The sequence below is a fragment of the Massilia sp. CCM 8734 genome (genome assembly GCF_011682155.1).
GTDB classification, from domain to species: Bacteria; Pseudomonadota; Gammaproteobacteria; order Burkholderiales; family Burkholderiaceae_D; genus Telluria_A; species Telluria_A rubra.
The window spans coordinates 32,889-53,935 of the sequence record NZ_WHJI01000045.1; the positions used below are offsets into that span (position 1 = coordinate 32,889).

General features: G+C 64.2%; 8 protein-coding genes. All 8 read right to left on the reverse strand.

What is annotated here, in order from left to right; all coding sequences use genetic code 11:
- The 8 genes from F2P46_RS29695 to F2P46_RS29730 all read right to left on the reverse strand — a co-directional run bounded on the left by F2P46_RS29695 (position 1) and on the right by F2P46_RS29730 (position 21,040).
- Positions 1 to 537, reverse strand: coding sequence for a hypothetical protein (locus tag F2P46_RS29695; RefSeq protein ID WP_166897089.1), 537 nt, complete (start codon positions 535 to 537; stop codon positions 1 to 3).
- Positions 534 to 1,163 (reverse strand): hypothetical protein, encoded by a 630-nt coding sequence (locus F2P46_RS29700; protein ID WP_166897092.1) that lies wholly within the window; start codon positions 1,161 to 1,163, stop codon positions 534 to 536. The genes F2P46_RS29695 and F2P46_RS29700 overlap by 4 nt, the downstream gene beginning before the upstream one ends.
- The gene (locus tag F2P46_RS29705; RefSeq protein ID WP_166897095.1) at positions 1,151 to 2,512 is read right to left on the reverse strand and encodes a hypothetical protein; all 1,362 of its coding nucleotides are present in this window, start codon (positions 2,510 to 2,512) and stop codon (positions 1,151 to 1,153) included. Before F2P46_RS29705 ends, F2P46_RS29700 begins: the two co-directional genes overlap by 13 nt.
- Positions 2,499 to 4,181, reverse strand: a complete 1,683-nt coding sequence (locus tag F2P46_RS29710; RefSeq protein WP_166897098.1) for a GspE/PulE family protein — start codon at positions 4,179 to 4,181, stop codon at positions 2,499 to 2,501. Before F2P46_RS29710 ends, F2P46_RS29705 begins: the two co-directional genes overlap by 14 nt.
- Positions 4,178 to 5,434: a type II secretion system F family protein gene (locus F2P46_RS29715; protein ID WP_166897101.1), complete on the reverse strand. Its 1,257-nt coding sequence runs from the start codon at positions 5,432 to 5,434 to the stop codon at positions 4,178 to 4,180. The genes F2P46_RS29710 and F2P46_RS29715 overlap by 4 nt, the downstream gene beginning before the upstream one ends.
- 49 nt (positions 5,435 to 5,483) lie before the next feature.
- Positions 5,484 to 9,305, reverse strand: coding sequence for a putative Ig domain-containing protein (locus F2P46_RS29720; protein ID WP_166897104.1), 3,822 nt, complete (start codon positions 9,303 to 9,305; stop codon positions 5,484 to 5,486).
- 522 nt (positions 9,306 to 9,827) lie between these two features.
- Positions 9,828 to 14,441: an RHS repeat-associated core domain-containing protein gene (locus F2P46_RS29725; RefSeq protein ID WP_166897107.1), complete on the reverse strand. Its 4,614-nt coding sequence runs from the start codon at positions 14,439 to 14,441 to the stop codon at positions 9,828 to 9,830.
- Between the two features lie 14 nt (positions 14,442 to 14,455).
- A complete protein-coding gene (locus tag F2P46_RS29730; RefSeq protein WP_166897110.1) occupies positions 14,456 to 21,040 on the reverse strand; it encodes an Ig-like domain-containing protein in 6,585 nt (2,194 codons plus the stop codon).
- Positions 21,041 to 21,047 lie beyond the last annotated feature (7 nt).

Below are 21,047 nucleotides of genomic sequence, written 5' to 3' on the forward strand. Positions count from 1 at the left end.
TCACTTTTCTTCTTTCAGCGTGCGGCCCAGGTCGAGCGTTTGCGTCTGGTTCATGGGCAGGTAGCGCAATGTCAGGGTACTGCCTTCCAGGCTTTCCACTTTGTAGGTGTCGCCAATGGTGTCGCCGACCCGTACCACGTGGTTGAATTCATTTTGTTGAAGGAAGACCACGGTTTTACCGGCTTGTTCGTGCGTGCCGAGCACGCGAAATGGCAGCGGCGGCAGTTGCGCCGCCGGCTCGGCCAGCGGCGCGGGCGCAGGCGGCGGCGCAGTTGCCGCCTCGGCCGGCCGCGCCGCGCCGACGAACAGGCCGGCGTCGTCATCGTCATCGTCGTCGCCGTCACGCGCGCGTATCGCCAACACGTCGACCAGGGGGGCGCTGGCGCCGCGCACGCGCGCCCCTTGCGCCGGCCCCGGCGCGCGCGCGGGCGCGCTCGACTCGACCACAGCGCCGTCCGGAGCCGGCGCATACCACGCCGCCAGCAGCGTCGCCAGCAACGCCGCGCCGAGCAAAGCGCGCTTGAGCGCGGCGCTCATGGCGCCTCCTCGGGCAGGTCGGCGTGCGCGCCATCGGCTTGCGGCAACGCGCTCAGGACAATCCACTGGATGCGTGCCTCGACCTCGGAGGCGCCCACGGCGGCGCGCCGGAACTGCACGCTCTCGAGCGCCAGGCTGCGCTGTTCGCGCAGGGCGGTCTTCATGAAGCGCTGGATCGCTTTTCCCGAGCCCTTCACCGGCAAGGTCATGCGGTAACGCAAGAACCGGCCGGCGCTGTCGGACTGGGCGCGGTAACTGCCGCGCTGCATGATCAGCCCTTCGGCGGCGCCCAGTTCAATCATTTGCTGCACCATCGCCGGGATCTCGCCATGCGGCAGCAGCAAGCGGTCGAAGCTGTCCAGGCGCGCACGCGCACCCGCCTGGTCGAAGCTGGCGGCGCGGCGCGGCGCGCCGGCGCCACGCTCGGCGCCGCGCTGTGCCAGGCGCGCTTCGAGCGCGCCGGCACTGAGCGCCTGCTGGTGCGCCAGCAACAGCGCACCCAGCGTCAGGCCGGCGCACGCCAGCACGGACCAGCCGAACGGTCCCAGTCGCCGCACATGCCATGCCGCGCGCGCGAGAGGGCGCCGCAGCGGATGCGTCCAGCGCGCGCGGCTCAATCCTTCCATGCTGCCTCCACAGTAAAACGATACGGCCGCCCGGGCGAGGTCTCGTCGATTTCATGCTCCGTCAGATAGGCGCCGGTAAACGGTGCGCGTTCGGCCAGGAAGGCGACGTAGCGCGCCATCTCGGCCCCGCTGCCCGCCTCGGCCACCAGCTTGACATGCGACGGCTGGGCGGCGGACTGGCTGGCCGCCGTGGTCACGCTCAAGACCGACACGCGCAGGTCGGGCGGCGGAGCGAGCGCGCGCAAGATGGCCGGGAACGGCAAATTGAGTTCACGGATCGCCACGTTGACCGCCTGTACCCGCGCCAGCTCGGTACGGCTCCATGCCAGCACTGGCGCGGCCGCGCTGGTGCGCGCTGGTGTCGCCTCGAGGCGCTCGCGCAGCATGGCGGCGCTGCGGCTGGCCTGTGCCGCGTTGAGCAGCGCCGCCACGGTCACCAGCGCCAGCAGCGCCAGCAGCGCCAGCGCCGCCATGCGCGGCGGCGTCAGGCCGCTACGCTGGGGCAGCGCATCGAGCCGGTGCGCCGGCGCGCCGGCCGCTACCTGCAGCGCGCGCGAGGGTCCTGCGCGCTCGCCGCTGTCCCAGACGGGCGCGACAAACGGCGCCGCCGGCGGCGCGCCATCGGGCGCCAGGTCGAGCAGCGTCACTTGTTCGAGCGCGGCCAGTTGCGGATCGCGCAGGCATTGGCGCTGCCACAACTGGTGCAATTGCCGGGGGCCGTCGGCGTCCGCCTGCGGCGCGTAACGCACCAGCAGGTCGGCCATGTGCCTGGCCGCGCCGTCGGCGCGCCGCGCCAGCATCAGCAGGCCGGCATCCTGCACGGCCAGGGCGGCCGGCGCGCGCGCGCCATGCCGGCGCGCATATTCCCAGCACGCCACCGACAATGGCAGGACCGAGGCCAGCGGCGTGTCGAGCCGGGCCGCAGTCTGGTTCAACAGCGCCAGCAGAGCGGCCGGGTAGGCGTGCACCGCGCGCGGCGCGCCGAACGGCGCCGCGTCGACCCGCACCGTATCGGCGCCGCCGACATCGGCACCGGCGGCGGCCAGGCGCGCGCGCGCGGCGCCATCGAGGCCGACCCCGCGTTCGACCACGGAACTCCACGGCAAGGTGGCGCTGGCCAGCCAGTTGTCGGCCACCACCACGCGCATGGCGGCCAGCGGCAGCGCCACCGCAAGCCGGCCCAGCGCGCCGGCGAGGGCCTCGCCGGCGCCGGGCTCCAGCGCCTCGCTACCGGCGCAGTCGGCGCGCCACCGGGCACCGGCGCGCACGGCCCATTCGATGCGCTCGGCGCCGATCACCAGCAGCAGGGTGTCGCCGGACGGCGCGAACCTGGTATCAGCCTGCGACACGGATGATCTCCTCGAGCGTGGTCTCGCCGCAGGCCACCGCCTGCAGGGCCGTCACGCGCAGCGGGCGCAGGCCGGCCAGCGCGGCCCGTTCCTTCATGGTCGAAATCGGGGCCTGGGCAACGATCAGTTCGCGCATCGCGTCATCGAGAATGAGCACTTCGGCCACCGCCTTGCGCCCCTTGTAGCCGACGCCACGGCAATGGCCGCAGCCGCGCCCGGCCTTGAAGCGCCAGTCGCGCACCTCGTCCGCGCTCAGCCCCGCTTCGGCCAGTTGCGCCGGGTCGGGCTCGATGGCGACCGCGCACAGCGGGCAATTGCTGCGCAACAGGCGCTGCGCCACAATGCCGTTGAGCGCGGCGGCGAAACTGTAGGCGTCCACCCCCATGTGCAGGAATCGCCCGAGCACATCGAAGACATTATTCGCGTGCACCGTGGTAAACACCAGGTGGCCCGTGAGCGCGGCCTGGACCGCGATCTGGGCGGTTTCGTTGTCGCGGATCTCGCCCACCATGATCTTGTCCGGATCGTGGCGCAGGATCGAACGCAGGCCGCGCGCGAAGGTCAGGCCTTTTTTCTCGTTGACGGGAATCTGCAGCACGCGCGGCAGGCGGTATTCGACCGGGTCTTCGATCGTCACGATCTTGTCGCGCCCGGTATGGATTTCGGTGATCGCCGCATACAGGGTGGTGGTCTTGCCCGAGCCGGTCGGGCCGGTCACCAGCAGCATGCCGTGCGGCTTGGCGGCCAGCTTGCGCACCCCGGCGATGGCGTGCGCGTCGAGCCCCAGGTGCTCCAGGCGCAGCGCCTTCGCTTCCTCGGTCAGCGACTGGCGGTCGAGCAGGCGCAGCACCGCATCCTCGCCGAAGATGTTGGGCATCACCGAGACGCGGAAATCGATGTCGCGCCCGTTGACGCGCACCTTGAAGCGCCCGTCCTGCGGCACGCGCCGTTCGGCGATGTCCAGCTCGGCCATGACCTTGATGCGCGAGATGACCTGTTCGGCCATGTCCTGGCCCTGCACCTGGGTGATCGCCACCATCACGCCGTCGATCCGGTACAGCACGTGCAGGCAGCCGGCGTCGCATTCGAGATGAATGTCGCTGGCCTGCAGTTTGAGGGCGTCGTAGATGGTCGAATTGACCAGCTTGACCACGGCGCTGGCGTCGTCGTTGATGCTCGACAAAGTGATCACGGCGGCGACTTCTTCGTCGCCGCCCACGGCCAGGCCCGCCTCGAAGCCGTCCATGGCGCGCAGCAGGCGCTCCTGCTGGACCAGGTAGGCTTGCAGATCGTCCGGATGGACCAGCACCAGCACCGGATGGACGCCGCCGCAGCGGCGCAGGGCCCATTCCTCGGCGGCGCCGTCGAACGGGTCCGACAGCAGCAGCGTGGCCTGGCCGGCGCCGGCGCGCGCGCACAGCACGCCGCGCTGGACCGCGTCGGTGTAGGCGATCAGGTCGAAATCGGGCTGCAGCGCGTGCAGCTCGGCCATCGCCACGACCGGATAACCGAACTGCTCGCCCAGCGCCGCCATCAGCTGGGGCGCTGGCCAGCCGCTGGCCTGCTGCAAGGCCGCCAGCAGCGACAGGTCGCCCTGCGCGCACAGCTGCCTGGCCTGCACGAGCAGCGCCGGCGTGAGCGCGTGCGCCAGCGCTTGCGGCGCGTTCATTGCAGGCTCCCGGCCAGGTCGAAAATCGGCATGTACATCAATACCACAACAGTCCCTATCACCAACCCAATTACCACCATCAAGACCGGTTCGAGCAGGCGCGAAGCCCAGTCGATCCAGCGCGAAAATTCATCATCGGCAAAGCGCGCGGCGCGTTCGAGCATCTCGGCCATCTGGCCGGAACGCTCGCCCACCTTCACCAGCGACTCGGCCACGGCGCTGGCCAGGCCGGCGTCGACCAGGGCGCTCGACAGGCTGCGGCCCTGCTCCACCGCCAGCCGGCAGGCGGCCAGCGACGCCTGCTGGTGCGACCCGAGCAAGCCGCCTACCATGCCCATCGAGCGCGCCAGCGACACGCCCGACGACAGCAGCAGGCTCACGGCGCGGTAAAAGCGCGCCAGCCGGTACTCGTCGGCGCGCGCCGCCAGCCATGGCAGGCGCAGCACGCAGGCCAGCAGCCAGGCCCTGCCCTGCGGGCGGCTGGCGGCCCAGCCCAGCGTGCCGAAGCCGGACAGCACCAGCAGCAGCGCGACTTGCCAGTTCTGGTAAATCAGTTTGCCGAACGCGAGCAGCATGGCCGACAGCCATGGAATGTCGCGCCCGGACGATTCGTACACCACCGCAAAGCGCGGCACCACATAGCCGAGCAGGAACAGGGTGACGAAGCCGCCAACAAGCAGCAGCATGGCGGGATAGATCGCGGTCGAGGCCAGCTTCTTGCGCAGCGTTTCAAACTGGGTCTGGTAAGCGATGTAGCGCCCCAGCGCCTGCGGCAGGTCGCCGGTGCGTTCCGAGGCGCGCACGGTGGCCACATACACTTCCGAAAAATACTGCGGGGCTGCCTCCAGCACGTCGGACAAGGTGCGCCCTTCGCGCAGCGATTGCAGCAACTGGCCGAGCACGGCGCGCACCGGCGCCGAGCGCTCCTTCGCTTGCAGGGTCGAGAGTGCTTCGGTCAGGTTCAGGCCGGCGTCCAGCAGGGCCAGCAATTCCTGGCTGAACAGGATCAGGGGAAACTGGACATGCGCCGCGCTGGCCGCACTGGTGGCCCCCAACGCCTCGACGCCGAGCACGCGCAAGCCGCGCGCGGCGGCGCGCCGCACCGCTTCGGCTTCGGCCATGTCGGCCAGTTCGAGGGTCTGGGTACGGCCGTCGCTTGTTTCGACGGTCAGCCGCCAGCGCACTGCCGGCGTTACTGTGCCGGGAACGGCACTGGACGACGGCGTGGCCGTCGTCCGGTCTGCTGGCTTCATTACAATGCAACCTCTCGGTCAACGCGCGCCATCGAACTCTTTCCCGCGCTTACCGCGTCAACTGTACCGACCATTGCAAACCTCTTTTAAGTATCTCGGCGGAACCGTCGATTGTCGGCGCCCGTACCGTTACAACGGTTTCGGAACTTCCGGTTTCGCCAGCCGCGATTGTACCGAATTTCAAGGTGCCTGTAGCAGTCAAATCGGCGCCACTGATCGATGGCGTGGCCAGCGCGGACGCCAGGCCGGCCCCCAGGTTGCTCAAGCGTGCGCTGACCGTATAGTCGGACAGGGTGCCGCTGACGACGCGCGACGACAGAATCCGGATGTCGCAGACACGCAACGTTTCGTCGCCGGTATTCGAGGCCATGTACTTGATAATGCCCGTGTCGGGGGCTTGCGCGACCTGGCCGGCGAAATCCGGATCGTCGGTGCTGACCGGGCCGACGGTGACCGGGAAGAAAGCGGCTTGCTTGCTGCACTGATAAGGATAGACCGTGAACGTCGAGCGGTTACCGGACACCAGGTTGACCGGTGCAATCGGTTGCCAATGGTTGCCATTGCCCGCCACCGGCAGAAACGCCGGGGTCGTGTCCATTTTGCCCCACATGACCGTCACCGGGCGCCCAGCACCTTCGGTGGTATTGAGAATGATACGCAACACCTTCATGCCCGCACTCTGCACCGGATGCGGAATCACCACGGCGCCTTGCGCATAAGCCTGGCCCATGCCGCGCGAATCGAACACTTTCGCATACACCCGGTAGGCGCCCGGCGCCAGGGTGCTGACATCCCACACATAGCTGCCGGAGCGGATACCGCGGCCCTGGCGCAGGTTCTCGACGATCGGGGTGCCAGTATAGCTGCCCTTGTCGGTGCCGTAGTACAGCGAGACGGTCGGCTCCAGGTTCGGATCGGTGCCTTCCCAACGCAAGGTCACCTGCTTCTTGATGCCACCGGCCGCCGTCACCAGATCCGGCAGCATCGAGATGGTCGGCGTGGTCAGGGCGATGGTCGGCCCTTGCGAGCCGCCGCTGCCGACCGTGAAGGCCGACAGCAAGGACCAGTTACTGGCCGCGCCTTGTGGATCGAGCGCGCGGATGCGCCACCAGTACTTGGTGTTCTTGAGCAGCGGCACCGGCACCACCAGCGAGGTGTTCGGCGACGTGCCCGAGGCGACTTTGCTGGCCAGGCGGGTGTCGCTGTAGACTTCGAACTGATAACTGACGGCGTCCCCTTCCGGATCGGCCGCCGCGAACGCTTCCAGGATCGGCTGCTCGAACGTGGTCCAGGCATCGGCGCCGGGATTCTTGAACTTCGGCACCGCCGGCGCTTCATTGACCACACTGGCGCGGAAGCTGCCCTGGGTCCAGGCCGACTCGCCCTGGGCATCCTGGGCCTTGACCCGCCACCAGTAGAGCGTGTTCTCGGTCAGGGCGGGCGCGACCCAGTTGACGCGGCCGGCGCCGCCGGCGAGCTTGCCGCTGCTGCGCCTGGCCGGGGAATCGAAGGTGTTGGCGCTATCGATTTCGAACACATAGGTCAGCGCATCCTGCTCCGGATCGACGGCAGGCTCGACGCTCAGGGTCGGGGTCAGCGAGGCGCTGATGCCGGCGGCCGGTGCCACCAGCACCGGTGCGCCCGGCGCGCGGTTGGCGCTGTTGACCGTGAAAGCGCGCGGCGTCGACGAGGTTTTTGCGCCCACCGGCTCGGGCGCCGGCGTGGCGGTGTTGATCGCGCCCAAGGCACGCGTGGCCACCACGCGCCAGTAGTACTTGGCCAGGTTGGTCAGCGCCGGCTGCACGGTCCAGCTGGTGGTGCCGCTGGCCGATTCAGGCACATTGGCGACCGTCGCGACCACCTCGGTCAGGGCGGCATCCTTGTAGACCGTGACGGCGTAGCTGACCGGGGAGGCATTTTTGTCGGCGGCGCTGTTGGTCCACGCCAGCACGGGATTGAGGCTGCTGACCACGGCATCCGGCGCCGGACTGGTCTGGTTGAAGGCGGCCGGCGCGGGCGCGATCGACGCCGTGCGGAAATGCGAATACACCCATGGACTGTAATGGGTGCCGTCGGTGGCGCGGGCGCGCCACCAGTAAGTGGTGTCGAAGGCGAGCGGACCGAGCAGGGTCCAGGTGGTCGGCACCGGGACGGTGGCGCCACTGGCGTCCTTCTGGGGCGGCTTGTCGGACATGCTGCTGGTGAACAGATTCGTGCCGGCCTCGTCGAGGTACAGCTCATACTGGATCTTGAACGTCTTGTCGTTCGGATCCATCGAGGTCTGTACCTGCATGTCGGTGCGCGTCACTTCCACATTGGTCGCGCCCGCACGCGGCAGCGCGATCGACGGGGTGCCGGGACCGGAGGCGATCATGGTCTCTTTCACCGTGACGGTGGCCACGCGCTTGACGCTCAGGGCGCCGTCGCTGGCGCTGAAGGTGATCGGATAGGTGCCGGCGCTGCCGGCCGGCGGAGTCCAGTCGAAGGCGGCGCGCGCCAGGCCCGGCGCGGCCGGATCGGCCGCCTGCGCGACCAGTTTGGCGCCACCCGGCAGCGGTGCGGCCGAGATGGTCACCGCCTTGCCGGCCGGGCTGCTCGCTTCGACCATGAAGGAAGTCTGCTTGCCTACTTCGACGGTACGGTCGGCGATGAACTGCATGACTGGCGGCAGCACGCCGGTGTCCGGCACGTCGAAGGCGCTGTCGTAGGCACCGGTGGTGTTGACGTCGAAGAAGTTGACGTAGTAATCCCACTGATTGGTGCTGGTATTGCGCGCCTTCGACAGCCAGGTGTTTTCCGGGCCGAGCTGCTTGGCGTCGGAACGGACGATGGTGCCGACCGTCTTGGTGCCCTTGAAGGGATCGGCCACTTTCGCGTAGGCGAAGCCGGCGGTGGCCGGGAAAGTGAGGCGGTAATTGCTGCTGCCGGGCACCGGGGTGAGGCTAGCCGCGGCGCTGCGGTTGGTGACGATGGTATCGGCGCCGTCCGACTCGTAGACGCGGATCACGTCGCCATCCTGGGCCAGGAAGTCGCGCACATTGTCGCGCCCGGGCAGGTCGACCCGCACATCGTGGATCAGCGGGTGGGTATTGGTGGCCTGCAGGATCGAGGTGAGCGCGCCGCCCAGTTCATCGGCGTGGGTGAAGCGGGCGGTAAATTCCTCGAATTTGCCGGCCAGGGTGGTTTCCATGTTCCAGCGGCCCATCTTGCTGCTGTTGCCGGCGATGTCGCCGAAATCGAGCAACAGGGACTTTTGCGCCGGCGCGTCGTTGATGTAGCTGCCGGTGAGCAGGAAGTTGATCAGCAGGCCCTGCTTGTTCTCGATGATCTTCGGCTGGGCCGAGTCGATCTTCATGTTCTTGGCGGTGGCCAGGCCATTGTTCTTGATGCGCACGCCGAGGGTGAACGGCTCGGCCGCTTCGATCTGCGGCGTGAACGGGTCGTCCGCCACCACGTCTTTGGTGAGGAAGTAGTCCAGGGTCAGCAAGGGCAAGGGTTTGACGGTGATCACGTCGGGATCGAGCTCGAGCACCGAATCGGCGCCGCCGAAGCGGTATTTCAATGTTGCGCCAACCAGGTATTTCTTGCCGGCCGCGCCGGTGCCGGCCGAGCCGGGAGCGGGGATCAGCAGCCAGTTGACGACACCAGTGGTTTTCGATGCGACCACACCGCTGCCATCCACATTGGCGATGTTTTCCTTGTTCGACAGGCGCACGAAAAACTTGGCCGAGGTGTCGTTCGAGTTGTCCGACACGGCAACCGGCACGCCGTACTCGTCGGTCACTTTAATGATCACGGCGACGTTGTCGATCACGCCACTCTCGGTGGTGTTGTGAATCTTCATTTCGGCATCGAAGCCCTGGCGTTCCATTGTGAGTTCCTGCTTGATCTCGAGCTTGACGCGCGCGCAGACAGAGTCTTGGGCGTAAGCCGAAGGCAAAGCGGCCAGCGACATCAGCGCCAAAGTGAGGTGCCGTTTTCCAGCAAAAACTATTGAAGTGCGGGGCATATATTGGGTCGTTACCATTTTCGTTCGGCGGCCTTGTTCGTCTGTGTAGTCGTGATCGTTATCGAAAAGCATTTGTTGCGCCAGTTCTCCCTTATGCCAAGCACAGGCTGATTCTCGGGAGGGTGTCAGCTTTAGCGATCCTCCGTACTTCGGTCTTCGGAACGCCCCGGCTTTGCCACCTGGACGCCGCATGCCCGCAACAGCGGTTTGGTCACTAAGGCGAAACAGAGTCCCATCAACGGAAGAAAACCATGCATATCTATTAACTTTGCGTGTTCAGGAAATTGCACGCTTAGCCAATCAACTAGCAAACGCGACCCAGCCATCATTATTCCAAACAAGCCGAGCAGTAACACGATGCGCACACACCGCAGCCATATCGATTTATTTTTTCTCACAATCGCAATCCCCGAAATTCTTATTAAACTCGTCGACCAGCCAATTCGTCGCGATGCCGGCAGCATTTCCTGCCGCGCCAGCCAACGCACTTCGTCCCACTGGCTTCATAAAAGAGGTCCAGTGATGCGGGTTGGCACCTGCCGGCAGCGGCGGAAGATTGAAAGCACCTGCTACTGCGCCCCCGATCGCGCCAGCAGTAACGCTGCCTTCTTGGGCGGCGGCACCGTTAGCAATTCCCTCAAACCATGCTCCTCCCCACGAAAAGGTACCGGGACCACCCGACATCGCCCCGGAGGCAAAACCGGTCGCAAAGCCGGCGCCTTTGGACCCCCCAAAGTAGCCAGCCCCGAAACCAAGCGCCCCGAACGCCCCAGCCGCATAAGGATTGCGCGTGTTGATCGCCGCTGCAGTTGCCGCCCCTGCCGCGCCACCGATACCGTCTTTGACAGCGTCGGAAACACAAATCAAGCCGCTCGGGTCGATCAGGGTGGTCGGACTACCCAACACGTACGCATACGTATTGATTCCCCCGGCTATGCCGATCGGGTCGCTTTGAATGTAGCGTCCGATCCGTGGATCGTAGTCGCGGAAATTATTGTGATACAAGGCCGTTTCCACGTCCTCACGCTGCCCCGGCAGGCGCAGATGCGACGTAATGGTCGGGTTTGCCGCTGTCGCCACAGGCGTGGTGATGCTTGCCCTGCCAAACGCATCGTAGTCGGCAGCCCACACGATCTTTCCGGAACGGTCGGTAGCCTGTACCGGTGCCATTCGATAATCGTGATGGTAGTAGCCAACGGTATCCTCGCCATTGCTGTTTTTCGTCTTGATGAACAACACGCCGCTCGTGAACCGGGAATCGGGACGCGGACCGTACTCGGTGGTGATCACCGCCGGGCCATCGACGCCGACACTCTGGTCGGCGTTGAGCCGGATCGGCTGGGTCGCTTCCGCAATAAGGCCCTCGTCGGCATGCAGAAAGTAGGTTCGCAGCGCTTGCGCCATCGGTGCGCCAGCCTGGTCGCGGTATTGCTCCTTCCAGATGCGCCGGCCCAAAGGATCGTAGCCGTAGCGGGCAATCAATCCCTGCGTACCGTCCTTCACGGAAATGAGACGATTTTGCAGGCTATAGGCGTACTCTGTGACACTATTTCCCGGCCCAGTCCTCAGCGTCATGTTCCCGGCAGGGTCATACTTATAGGTGATGGCGCCTGGCGCCGTTCCTTGCTGTATCAGGCGGTTGTTTGCATCGTAGGTCCACGCTCCCGCAACCTGACTGTGTGCAATGCGATTGGCGACCGGATCGAGTGTGTAGGTTTCGGTATGCGCACTTGCCCCTGCACCGGACGTGCTTGCCTGTTTAAGCCGCAGTTCGTCATCATAGGCATAGCTCGTCATCGTAGTCATGCCCGCGCCCGCATTGGTGCGGCTGAGCTGCTTTGGTTCCTGCATGGCGCCATAGGCGGCATCAAGTGCCAGCAATGGTTGCTGGTCCGGCCCCTTAACGGTGAGCGTCGTCGGTTTCAACAGGCCGTTCATGCCGTAACCCTGGGCGCTGCCGCCTGGCAGCGTGACGGCGGCCGGCGCCGTCCACTTGAACTCGTTGACACTAATGCGGCCCTCGCCTGGAAGCTCGACACTGTCGAGATAGCCGTGCTTGCTGTATCCGTAACGAATCATTGTGCCGTCCGGCCATTTCAAACTTGTTTTCTTGCCAGCAGGACTATAGGTATACGAATATCCCATGCTGAAGCCGCCGGGATAGGTCACCGTCTCGCTCAGCTTGCGATCGAGATTGTCATATATCATACTGCCGCTCGCTTCGAGCGCGCCGTGCTTGCCCGTCCACTCGAGAATTTCGCCGTTTTTCCCCCACTTGTATGTCGCGTTGCGCTGCTGCGTGCCAGCGGGGTCGAAGTCAACAACTTCGATAATCTGGTTCAGGGGATTGTAGGTGTGGACCATCTTGTTGCCATTGAAGTCGACATATTCATCAATATTCCCAGCCAGATCGTACTTGATCCGCGCAGATTGCCCCAACGGCAGCGTTTCTTTGACCAAACGATCGTTGCGGTCGTATTCAAACTTCCGAATGTGAAGATTGGCGTCGGTAACCTGCAGCAAATTTCCCCGCACATCGTAGGCGAACTGATTCTTCTTCCCGTTCCTGTCAGTGACGATCAACTGGTTTCCGAAAGCATCATATTCAGCCCTGCTCGTCTTATCATAAGCATCAGTCTCGCTGACACGCAAGCCGCGCTGATCATACTTCGACAAGCTGCTCTGCTTGACCGTTTTTTGGTCTGCCTGCACGACAGAAGTGATGCGTTCGCGCTCATCGTAGCGGTTGCGTTGCACGAAGGTCGGGAACACCACTTCGGTAGGCCATCCCAAACTACCGAGTTGACCGGCAGCGGTGCCATCGCCGATTTGATAGTCGAATCGCGTCGCATTCCCCATGCCGTCGACGAGCTTGGTGATGCGCTGGAATCCGTCGTATTCGAATTTCACGCTGCGACCGTCCGCATCGCTGGAACTGGTCGCCAAGCCCGCGCTGTCGTAGTCGGTCGTCGTCATCGCCTCGAGCTCCGCGGTGGTGCGGAGCAAGCGGTTCATCTTATCGTAAGCCCATCGAATCGAATGTGCGTTCGAATCGATGCCCAGCACGCGATTGCCAGCGTTGTCATAATCCAGTGAAACCGAGCGGGAAAGGGCATTGGTCAGCTTCACCGGCTGGCCATGTGGGTTGACCTGCATATACGACCAGTGATGCCGCGGGTCTTTTACGCCAACCAGGATACCAATACGATTATGGATAAATCGGCGGTCACCGTGTTCAGGCTCGGTCCAGGTCTCAATGTTACCGAGTGAATCATACGTTAGAGACACAACTGAATCGGGCGTAACGAAACCGTTCACTTCGGTTCGGCCCTTGCGCGTCACTTTGACGGCCTGGCCAAGCGGATTGACATCCAATTCAGTAACTCGTGCTTCAGCCGTGCCGGCGGCCTGGATGATGCGAGTCGTATTGCCGTTTACATCATATTGGTACTCCGTCTTGATCCCCATCACATCGACCGCATCGAGCACCGTCAGATTCCCAGCCGAGTAATTCCATTTCAGAATGGAGCCGTCTTCCTGGCGCTGCTGCACCACTTGGTCGAATTCATTGCGCGTAAACGAGGTGATAAAGCCGCGCGCGTTGGTGCGGGTTTCAGTCCGGGATGCCGGATCATAACGTACTTCTTCATCGACACGCCCGTTAACGAGCGTGCGGACGAGCTGGCCCGCACGGTTATGGACAACCTGCTCAACACGCCGGCCTGCCGCCGATTCGGGCAAGGTGATCCGGCTCGAGAACTGCTTGTTGACATCGTCGTAATCGAAGGCGTAATCGGTCACGCCGCCGTCCGGCGCGGTATGTTTGGAAACGGTCCTGCCGACGTAGGCCAGCAAGTGATCGCGGTCCTCGGGGTCGGTTATCTTCACAATCTGGTTCGCCTTATCATAGGCATAGAAAGTGCTTTTTCCGCGGGCGTCGGTCACTGCTGTCAAGCGATTGGCTTTGTCGTAGGTGTATTTGACGCTGCGCGGAGCCAGATCCTGGCTGACGCCGGCAATGGGATAATCGCGCACCTCGGTAATCAGAAGGCCGGTGTAATGCAGCGTTAAAAGAACGCGCCCGTTTGCGTCAAGCACCCCGCGCAGCGTTCCGCTATTGTCGCGGGCCATCCAGACGGTGTTATTGTTCTTGTCGCCATACGCCACCACCTGCCCGGCGCTATTGTAGTCGATCCATTCTCCCGCCTTATCCAGCCACCGGTAGCCCGGCACCTTTTCCAGCGGCGTCAGGCTGACGCTACCGGTTTCCAGCTTCGCCGACAAATTGGCTGCGGTCAGTTCGGGCAGCGCGCTGATCTTCCGTTTTTCAATAAAAGCACGGTTCGAAAAGCCGTACCTGCCATTGGACCCCATGTACAGCTCGCTTCCGCGGCGCAGCGCCTCAAGATCCTGAACGGGTGCCGGCTGCATGCCCATCCCGGCGCACAAATTGCCATAATCAACATTGACCGAACGCTCATCGGCATAGTCCTTTTGTGCCGCGCCCTTCTCGCCCAAGCGCTTGTTGAACGAAGCAATGCGCTCCGATTGCATGGCCGGGCCCAACGGCAAGCCATCGCTCATGACAATCTCGGTCGAGCGTTTCCATTCTTCGTCGACCAGGATCCAGCAAGAAGAACCGGCATCGCCCGGCATCGCCGTCGCGCCGCTCCCGGAAGCAGCCCCTGCCGCGGTTCCGGTCAGATTGGTCCAGCTTTGCGACAAACTCTCCCAATGACCATTGAACTTCCACTCCTTGCCGTCCCAGCCACGGCTCCAGCGCACCGGACCGGCCGTGCTGGCAAGCGACAGGTCATCGATGTCGATGTTCGCAAAGCCGTTCGGCAGCGTTACGTTCAATCCCGTGCGTGATGTATCGGCGCGGGTAGATGCGGACACCGCGCTCAGTCCGCATACCAGACCAGCAAGCACCTGAAGCACCAACAGACCGGTCTGGCGCACGGCACGGGATCTTTTATCTATCTTGCTCGTATTCATTCTTTTCATCTTCGTCAAACACCGCATTGATTTTGATCATCACTTCCCGCGCCATTGTCGCCCATGCCCATGTTGCCGGAACCGCCCCAACCGCCCGGACCGCCCGGACCGCCCGGACCGGCACCGGCACCACTGGCTCCCGAGCCACCGCCAGAGCCGCCGCCGGCGCCACCTGGGCCGCCTGGGCCGCCTGCGCCGCCTGCGCCACCACCACCACCACCACCACCACCACCGCCGCCGCCACCGCGACCGCCTCGACCGCCTCGACCGCCGGCACCGCCGCTGGTTGAGGGCAGGTTGGTACAACGCTCCACATCCGCGCCGGGAAGTTTTTTAGCCGGAGGCCCCGCTGTGCCGCTTCCCCCGCCGCTGCCACCTCCCCCGCCCCAACCGCCGGCGCCACCGGCAATCGGACACGAAGAGGCACCATCGCGCGAAAAGAGGGTCCCACTGCCGCACGTCATTGTGATCACGCCATTAGCACAGTCGTAACTGCAAGTAATACCGTAACTCACAGAAAAATCCAGACAACCGCCACCGGAGGCGGCACCGCTGCCACTGATGTCCGACTGCAAAGCAATGACCCGGTAGGGGATGGTAAGCCGTTGCTTTGCCTCGAGCGTAGCTGGCACATCGACAAGAAATTCGAAACGGAAATATAAATTATCAAATGGCAATTTTTGTTTCACATTGTCCGCGCGTACCAAACCGTAGTTGGTCAGCGTGAGCTCTCCGTAGTACACATCACCTGGCTTCATATGAGGCAGTGTCACACTGGCGGGTTGCAACAACACAACCGCTGCCGGGACGTTGGTTTCGAATGTGGTGTGAAGCACAATCTCATAGCGGTCCTGAATGCTGATCTCACGCACGCTCCACTCCACCGAAATCAGGTTGTAATCGAGGAAGACACTTTGGAGCGCAGTCACACCTGGCTTGACCAGAAGGCGCCCGGCGGTTTCCTGATGATTGGCCGCCTTCGCGCGGAATTTGTAGCTGCCGGCGGGCAAATTATCGAAACGGGCCTCGCCTATCGCATCGGTGACCAGTTCCTTGGTCGTTGTCGCAACATCTTCATTGGTGACGGTAATGCGCGCGTTTGCCAATCCCTGGATAGCCTTGCCGTCCTTGCCGGGCGTGGCTGTGTAAATATCCGACGCTCGGAACACCACGTTCCCTATTCCACTCTGGCTCAGGTTGACATAGACGTAACTGTCCTGCGCCGGGAGGTTGTCACCGACCGCACGCAGCACAAATTCGTACGTATCGGCCACGGTCGCCGCTGGCGGCATGAACGAAAGATCGACCGCCCGCTCGGCCCCGACGGGCAGCGAACCGCCTGACTGGCTGGCGATCGTCGCCCACGCCGGCACGGCGCTGCCATTGCGCATGGCCAGGCTGAAGCGCAGATTGACAGCCTGTTCGGCACCATTATTCTTGACCTTTACTGTCTCGACCAGACTGCCACCTTGCGCCATTCCCGTTTCAAGAACGGCCGGAGAGTAGCCCAAAAATGGTTTCGCTTCTGTCAACATGTAGTTGACGGTCACCTGTCCCATCGGCGCGTTCTCATGCTCGGCGCTGACGAGGTTGAAGATCAGACTGCCAGAAGGCTGGGCCTCGTTGCTAGCCGTGAATATGGCCGGGATATTTTTGGTTTCGCGTTCGCCCATCAATACCGGCATAGCAAACTGAACGCTTATACCTGCAGGAATTTTCCCGGTAGGCTGGCTGGCTGCATCCAACGTCAGACGCAGCTTGCTTGCGGATGTGCCGGCTCCGGTCTTGGCGACGAACGGTATCGAGAACGGCACATTTTTCGGCACGTCAAGTTTGTACGGCGATGGCCCGACGCTAACGCGATGAATGGTAAAGGTCTTTTGCTCGGGACGATCGGTAATGCTCGGATGCACTGCACTGACTTTATACAGACCGGCATCGGTGATGGTCGGCTTGAACGTGTACTTGAAATCGCCCGCGCCGTCGGTCAGCACGCTGAACGAGCGCTCGAAACCTTCCTGGTTGAACACAATTTTCACGCGCGCATTCGGTAAGCGAGCATTGCCGATACGGTCGAGTGCATGTCCATTGATGACGATGTCTTCGTCGCCGAACGAATTTACCGGGGAAATATCGATCAACTCGGCAAAGTACGCTGTATCCAAAAGCGACACCGTGCGCGCGGAACCACGCCCCGCGACTTGAACTTCATCCGGCTCGCCGCTGTGGTAACGCAGCTTGTCGACTTCAAGCTTGACGCGGATCGCGTTCGGGCTGGAGGCTGGTACGATCAGTTCGAATACCTCGGATACATAAGTCTCGCCAGCGGCAATCCGGGCCACGGTCTGGCCGTTGGGCAGGGTCACGACGTTGGCACCGAATACCTGCTTGTACGGCTGGGTTGCCAGCACATTGCCGTCGCTGTCCAACAACTTGAAGCGCAGTTCGGTCGACTCCTTGGCGCCGCCGGCGGTCGCGGTCAACAGTTCAACGTCGACGTCGCCCGTGTTTTCGATGTTGAGCTTGACCTTGCCGGTGCCGCCGCGGGTGAACCCGTCGGTGCTGATGCCGACCACCAGCGAGCCTTCGCTCACCGACAGGGTCTGGCTGCGTGCGACCTTGACCAGGCTGTCCTCGTCCTGAGCGATCTCGACACCGACCTGCGCCAGTGGAGCACCGCCCAGGTCGGCGTAGCCACCGACGATCACCGATACCAGGCGGGTCTGGTTGGCGCCGAGCGGGAACGGATCCGATTTGTGGTCCTTGAACTGCTTGCCTTCCTTGTCGATCGGCAAACGCACGACCACGCGCACATTATCGAGCTTGCTGGCGGAGGTATTGACGACCTGCGCCTGCAGCCGGTTCATCATGCCGCGCTTGATCGGCAGGCCGCTCACGATGGCCGTGCTCACGCTTGGCAAGACGATGCTGCGCGGCTGTTCGGCGTTGTTGGCGTCCACCGAGGCGACCGTGTAGCGGCGCTCGCCGGCGGTGTAACCGGTATCGGTGAGGCTGGTGGCGCCGCTGACCGCTGGAGTCAGCTTGAATTTGGCGCTGTCCGGACCGGCGTACACCAGGTAACCGGCCACGCTGCCGTTCGGCGCGCTCCAGCTGACCACTGGCAAGTTGTTGTCGATCTGCTCCACCCTGAGCTGACGCACTGGAAACAGGCTGGCGTTCAGGTAGCTGGAGTTCGACATCGCCGACTCGTTCCCGGCCGCGTCGACCGCGGTGACCACATACGCGCCCTGGGTCGGCGACGGATTGCTGTCGTAGGTCAGCAAGGTCGTGATGCGCGACTTGAGCGGGGTCAGCCCGGCAATGCTGCCGATGCTGGTGCCGCCGGCGCGGTACAGGTTGTAGTACGCGACAGAGCTCGACAGCGGCGCTTGCCAGCTGGCCGCAACGCCCGGCCCGGCCAGCTTGAGCATCAAGCTTTGCGGCGCCCCGGGCGCATTCGCACGCGAAGTCACTTCCTGCGCGGCGCTCTGGCCGGAAACCGACTCTTGCCCGTTCGAGGCGCGCACCGTCGCCACGGCGTATTTGTAGACGCCGTCCGGACTGGCCTGGTCGATGTACTCGATGCCCGACGTCCGTTTCAGCACGGTCAGGCTTTGCTGGCCTGGCGCCTGGCGGTACAGCTGGTAGCTGGATGCTTCCTCGACTGCCTGCCAGCTCAGCTTGACCTTGCCGCCGGGCTGGGCCAGCGCGGTAAAGCCGAACGGCACGTTCAGCGGCGGCAAATCGCCCTTGTAGACCTGGAAGCGGTTGAACGCCGACACCCGGGTCGAGACATTACCCAGCTCGTCCTGCGCCACCACACTGAAACTGAGCGCTTCCGGGCTGGCCATACCGGCATTGGCCGGCAAGGTGAGCGTGCCGCTGTAGGTGGTCGCGCTGACCTTGGCCAGCCCGCTCAGCGCGGTTGGGTTGCCCGTGGAACCGGACAGCGAGAACTTCACTTGCGGCATGCTTGCCGGCGCTTCGCTGAAGCTCAGGCTGGCGTTGACCGTTATTCCTGTTTCATTCTTGATCGGCGAGCCCGGATTGAGCACGATGCCCGACAGCGCGGGGCCGGCGGTATCGATGGCCAGCGTGGCGCCGGCATCGATCTCGGTGCCGCGGTTACCGACCGCGTCGCGCGCCGAGAACAGCGCATTGGCGGTGCCGGAACCGGTCTTCTGGTCGATCACGAAGCTGCCGGTATAGGTATTGCCGGCGCCCTTGGCCAGTTCGACCGGCATCGGCGGGGTGCCCTGCACGATCAACGACAGATACGGCGCCGATTCCAGCAGTTCGCTGACGGTCAGCACCACATTCACCTTGCCCTGGCCGACCCGGCCGCTTGCCGCATCGGTCTTGCCGAGCGGGGTGTAGACAATCGACACCGCCTTCGGCGCCGTGCTGTCCGACCTGGCCTGCACCGGATTGCTCGGCAGCGAAGGCGTGCCGGCCTGGTTGACCGCAACCACGCGGTACGACCAGGCGCCGTCTTGCGGCGGGAGGTCGTCGAACTGCACCGCGTTCAGTGGCGCACTGCTCACTTTCACGGCCTGGCTGATCAAATCGAAGGGCGCGGCGGCGCGATACACGAGGTAGCCGGTGGTGTTCTGATCGACCGAGCGGGTCCAGCCCAGATGCACCTTGCCGGCCAGCTGCGCCAGGGCCGTCAGGTTGCCCGGACTGGACGGCACGGTGGCGTCGAGCGTGACGGCAAGCGCGGCCGAAGCGGCGCTGGTGCCGTACTGGCTGGTGACCGTGGCCTTGATCTCATTGACGCCGGGCGCCAGGGTCAGGCTGCCGGAGAACTGGCCGCCGCTGCCGCTGACGATGGCCGGGCCGGCGTTTTTCCCGTTCAGGACCAACTGCACCGTACCGCCTGGCACAGTGTTGCCCGACACCGTGAGCGCAGGCTCGCGGGTGGTGCTGCCGCTGGCCGGCGAGGTCAGTGCGGGCGCTGCGGGCGCCGCATGGTTGACCGTTACCGTGTAGCTGCTGGTGCTGACGTTATTGAGCGAATCGGTGGCGCGCAAGGCCAGCGTGTGGGCGCCATTGGCCACATTGACCAGGTCCAGCATCAGGGTGTAGGTCGCGCTGCCGCTGGCGGTGCCGATCACGGCGCCGTCGAGCAGCAATTCGATGCGCGCAATGCCGCTGCGGTCGCTGGCCGACAAGGTCAGGGCCGCGCTGCGCGTGAGCACGGCGCCGTTGGCCAGGGCCACGCCATTGAAACTGATATTGCTCAGGTCCGGGCCGGCGGTATCGGGTACCACGGCCGAGCGTTTGACGGTGATGGCGCTGCTGCTTTCGGCGCTGCGTCCGGCAACATCGGTGGCGACGGCCTTGATGGTGTGCGCGCCGTCGGGGCTGCCGTCGAGATTCCAGGCGTAGCTGTACGGCGCATTGACGCTGGTTGCGGCCAACACGCCGTCGATGAAGAACTGGACGTTGGCAATGCCGCCGAGATCGGTCGCGCTGGCCTGGATCGATACCGGCTGGGCGACCACGCTGCCGGCTGCGGGGGAGCTGATGCTGACCACGGGGGCGAGCGTATCGACCAGCACGCCGCCGGCGAGCGACGCGCTGACGATGGCGCCGCCCGCATTGCGGTACTGGACCTCGATCCCTTTGTTACCGTCGCCGTCGGACGTGGTAAACGTGACCTGGGCGCGCCCGTTCGTCAACGGGGCAAACGCGACGTTCGCAAAGGCGCCCTTTTCAGCGAGGCGATATTCGGTCGCGTTCAGGCACGACAGTTCGAGCGCCACCGCGTGCTGCTCGACGTAGATGGCCGGCACGGCCATGCGCAAGGTCGGATTGAGCAAGGGCTGCGCCGCCAGGTAGCTGGCGAAGTTGACGCCGGTCGAGACCTTGTCGCCCTGCCCTTGCGGATTGGCGCCCGCTTCGCGCGGACCGCTGGCGTTGCCCCACCAATTGTTGGTGGCAAGCACCGTTGTGGCCGGGGTTTTGTTATTGATCGCAAAGGCGGTATTGCCGACAAACTGGCTGGCCGAGACCGTCGGCGCGCTCTTGTCGACGTCCATGCCGGTGCCGTTGCGCATGAAGCTGGTGCCTTGCAAGGTGGCGTTGGACACGTCCAGCAGGCGCAGGCCGACCAGGTTGTCGCTGAAGTCCAGGTTCTGCATGACCGAATTGACCGCGCGCACGGTCAGCGCCGCGCCCGCGCCATCGATATCGGCGCCGCCGCCGAAGCGCAGCACCAGGTCCGACAGGTTCACGGTGCCGTAGCTGGCCGCCGATTTTTCCAGGCGCACGCCGCGCCAGTCGCCGGGGGCGGCTTTCTGCGCCGTGGCGCCGCTGGCGCCGCCGGCGCTATCGTCCTTCTGGCTGGTCAGCACGACGCTCTTGCCGACCGTGAGCTGGTCGCGCACGACCAGCTGGGCATCCTGGCCGAACTTGACGGTTACGCCGTCGGCCACCGTCAACTGGCCGGCCAGCGCCGGAAGCGGAATCATCTGGGCCAGCATGGCCGTCATCACCGCCCGCGCCACCAGGCGCTGGGAAGTGTTGGGAGTGCGGTAATCGGTCACGTTGTTATGCATGAGGTGCGCGCTTAAATTGTTCTTGAAATGAGTCATCGCCGTT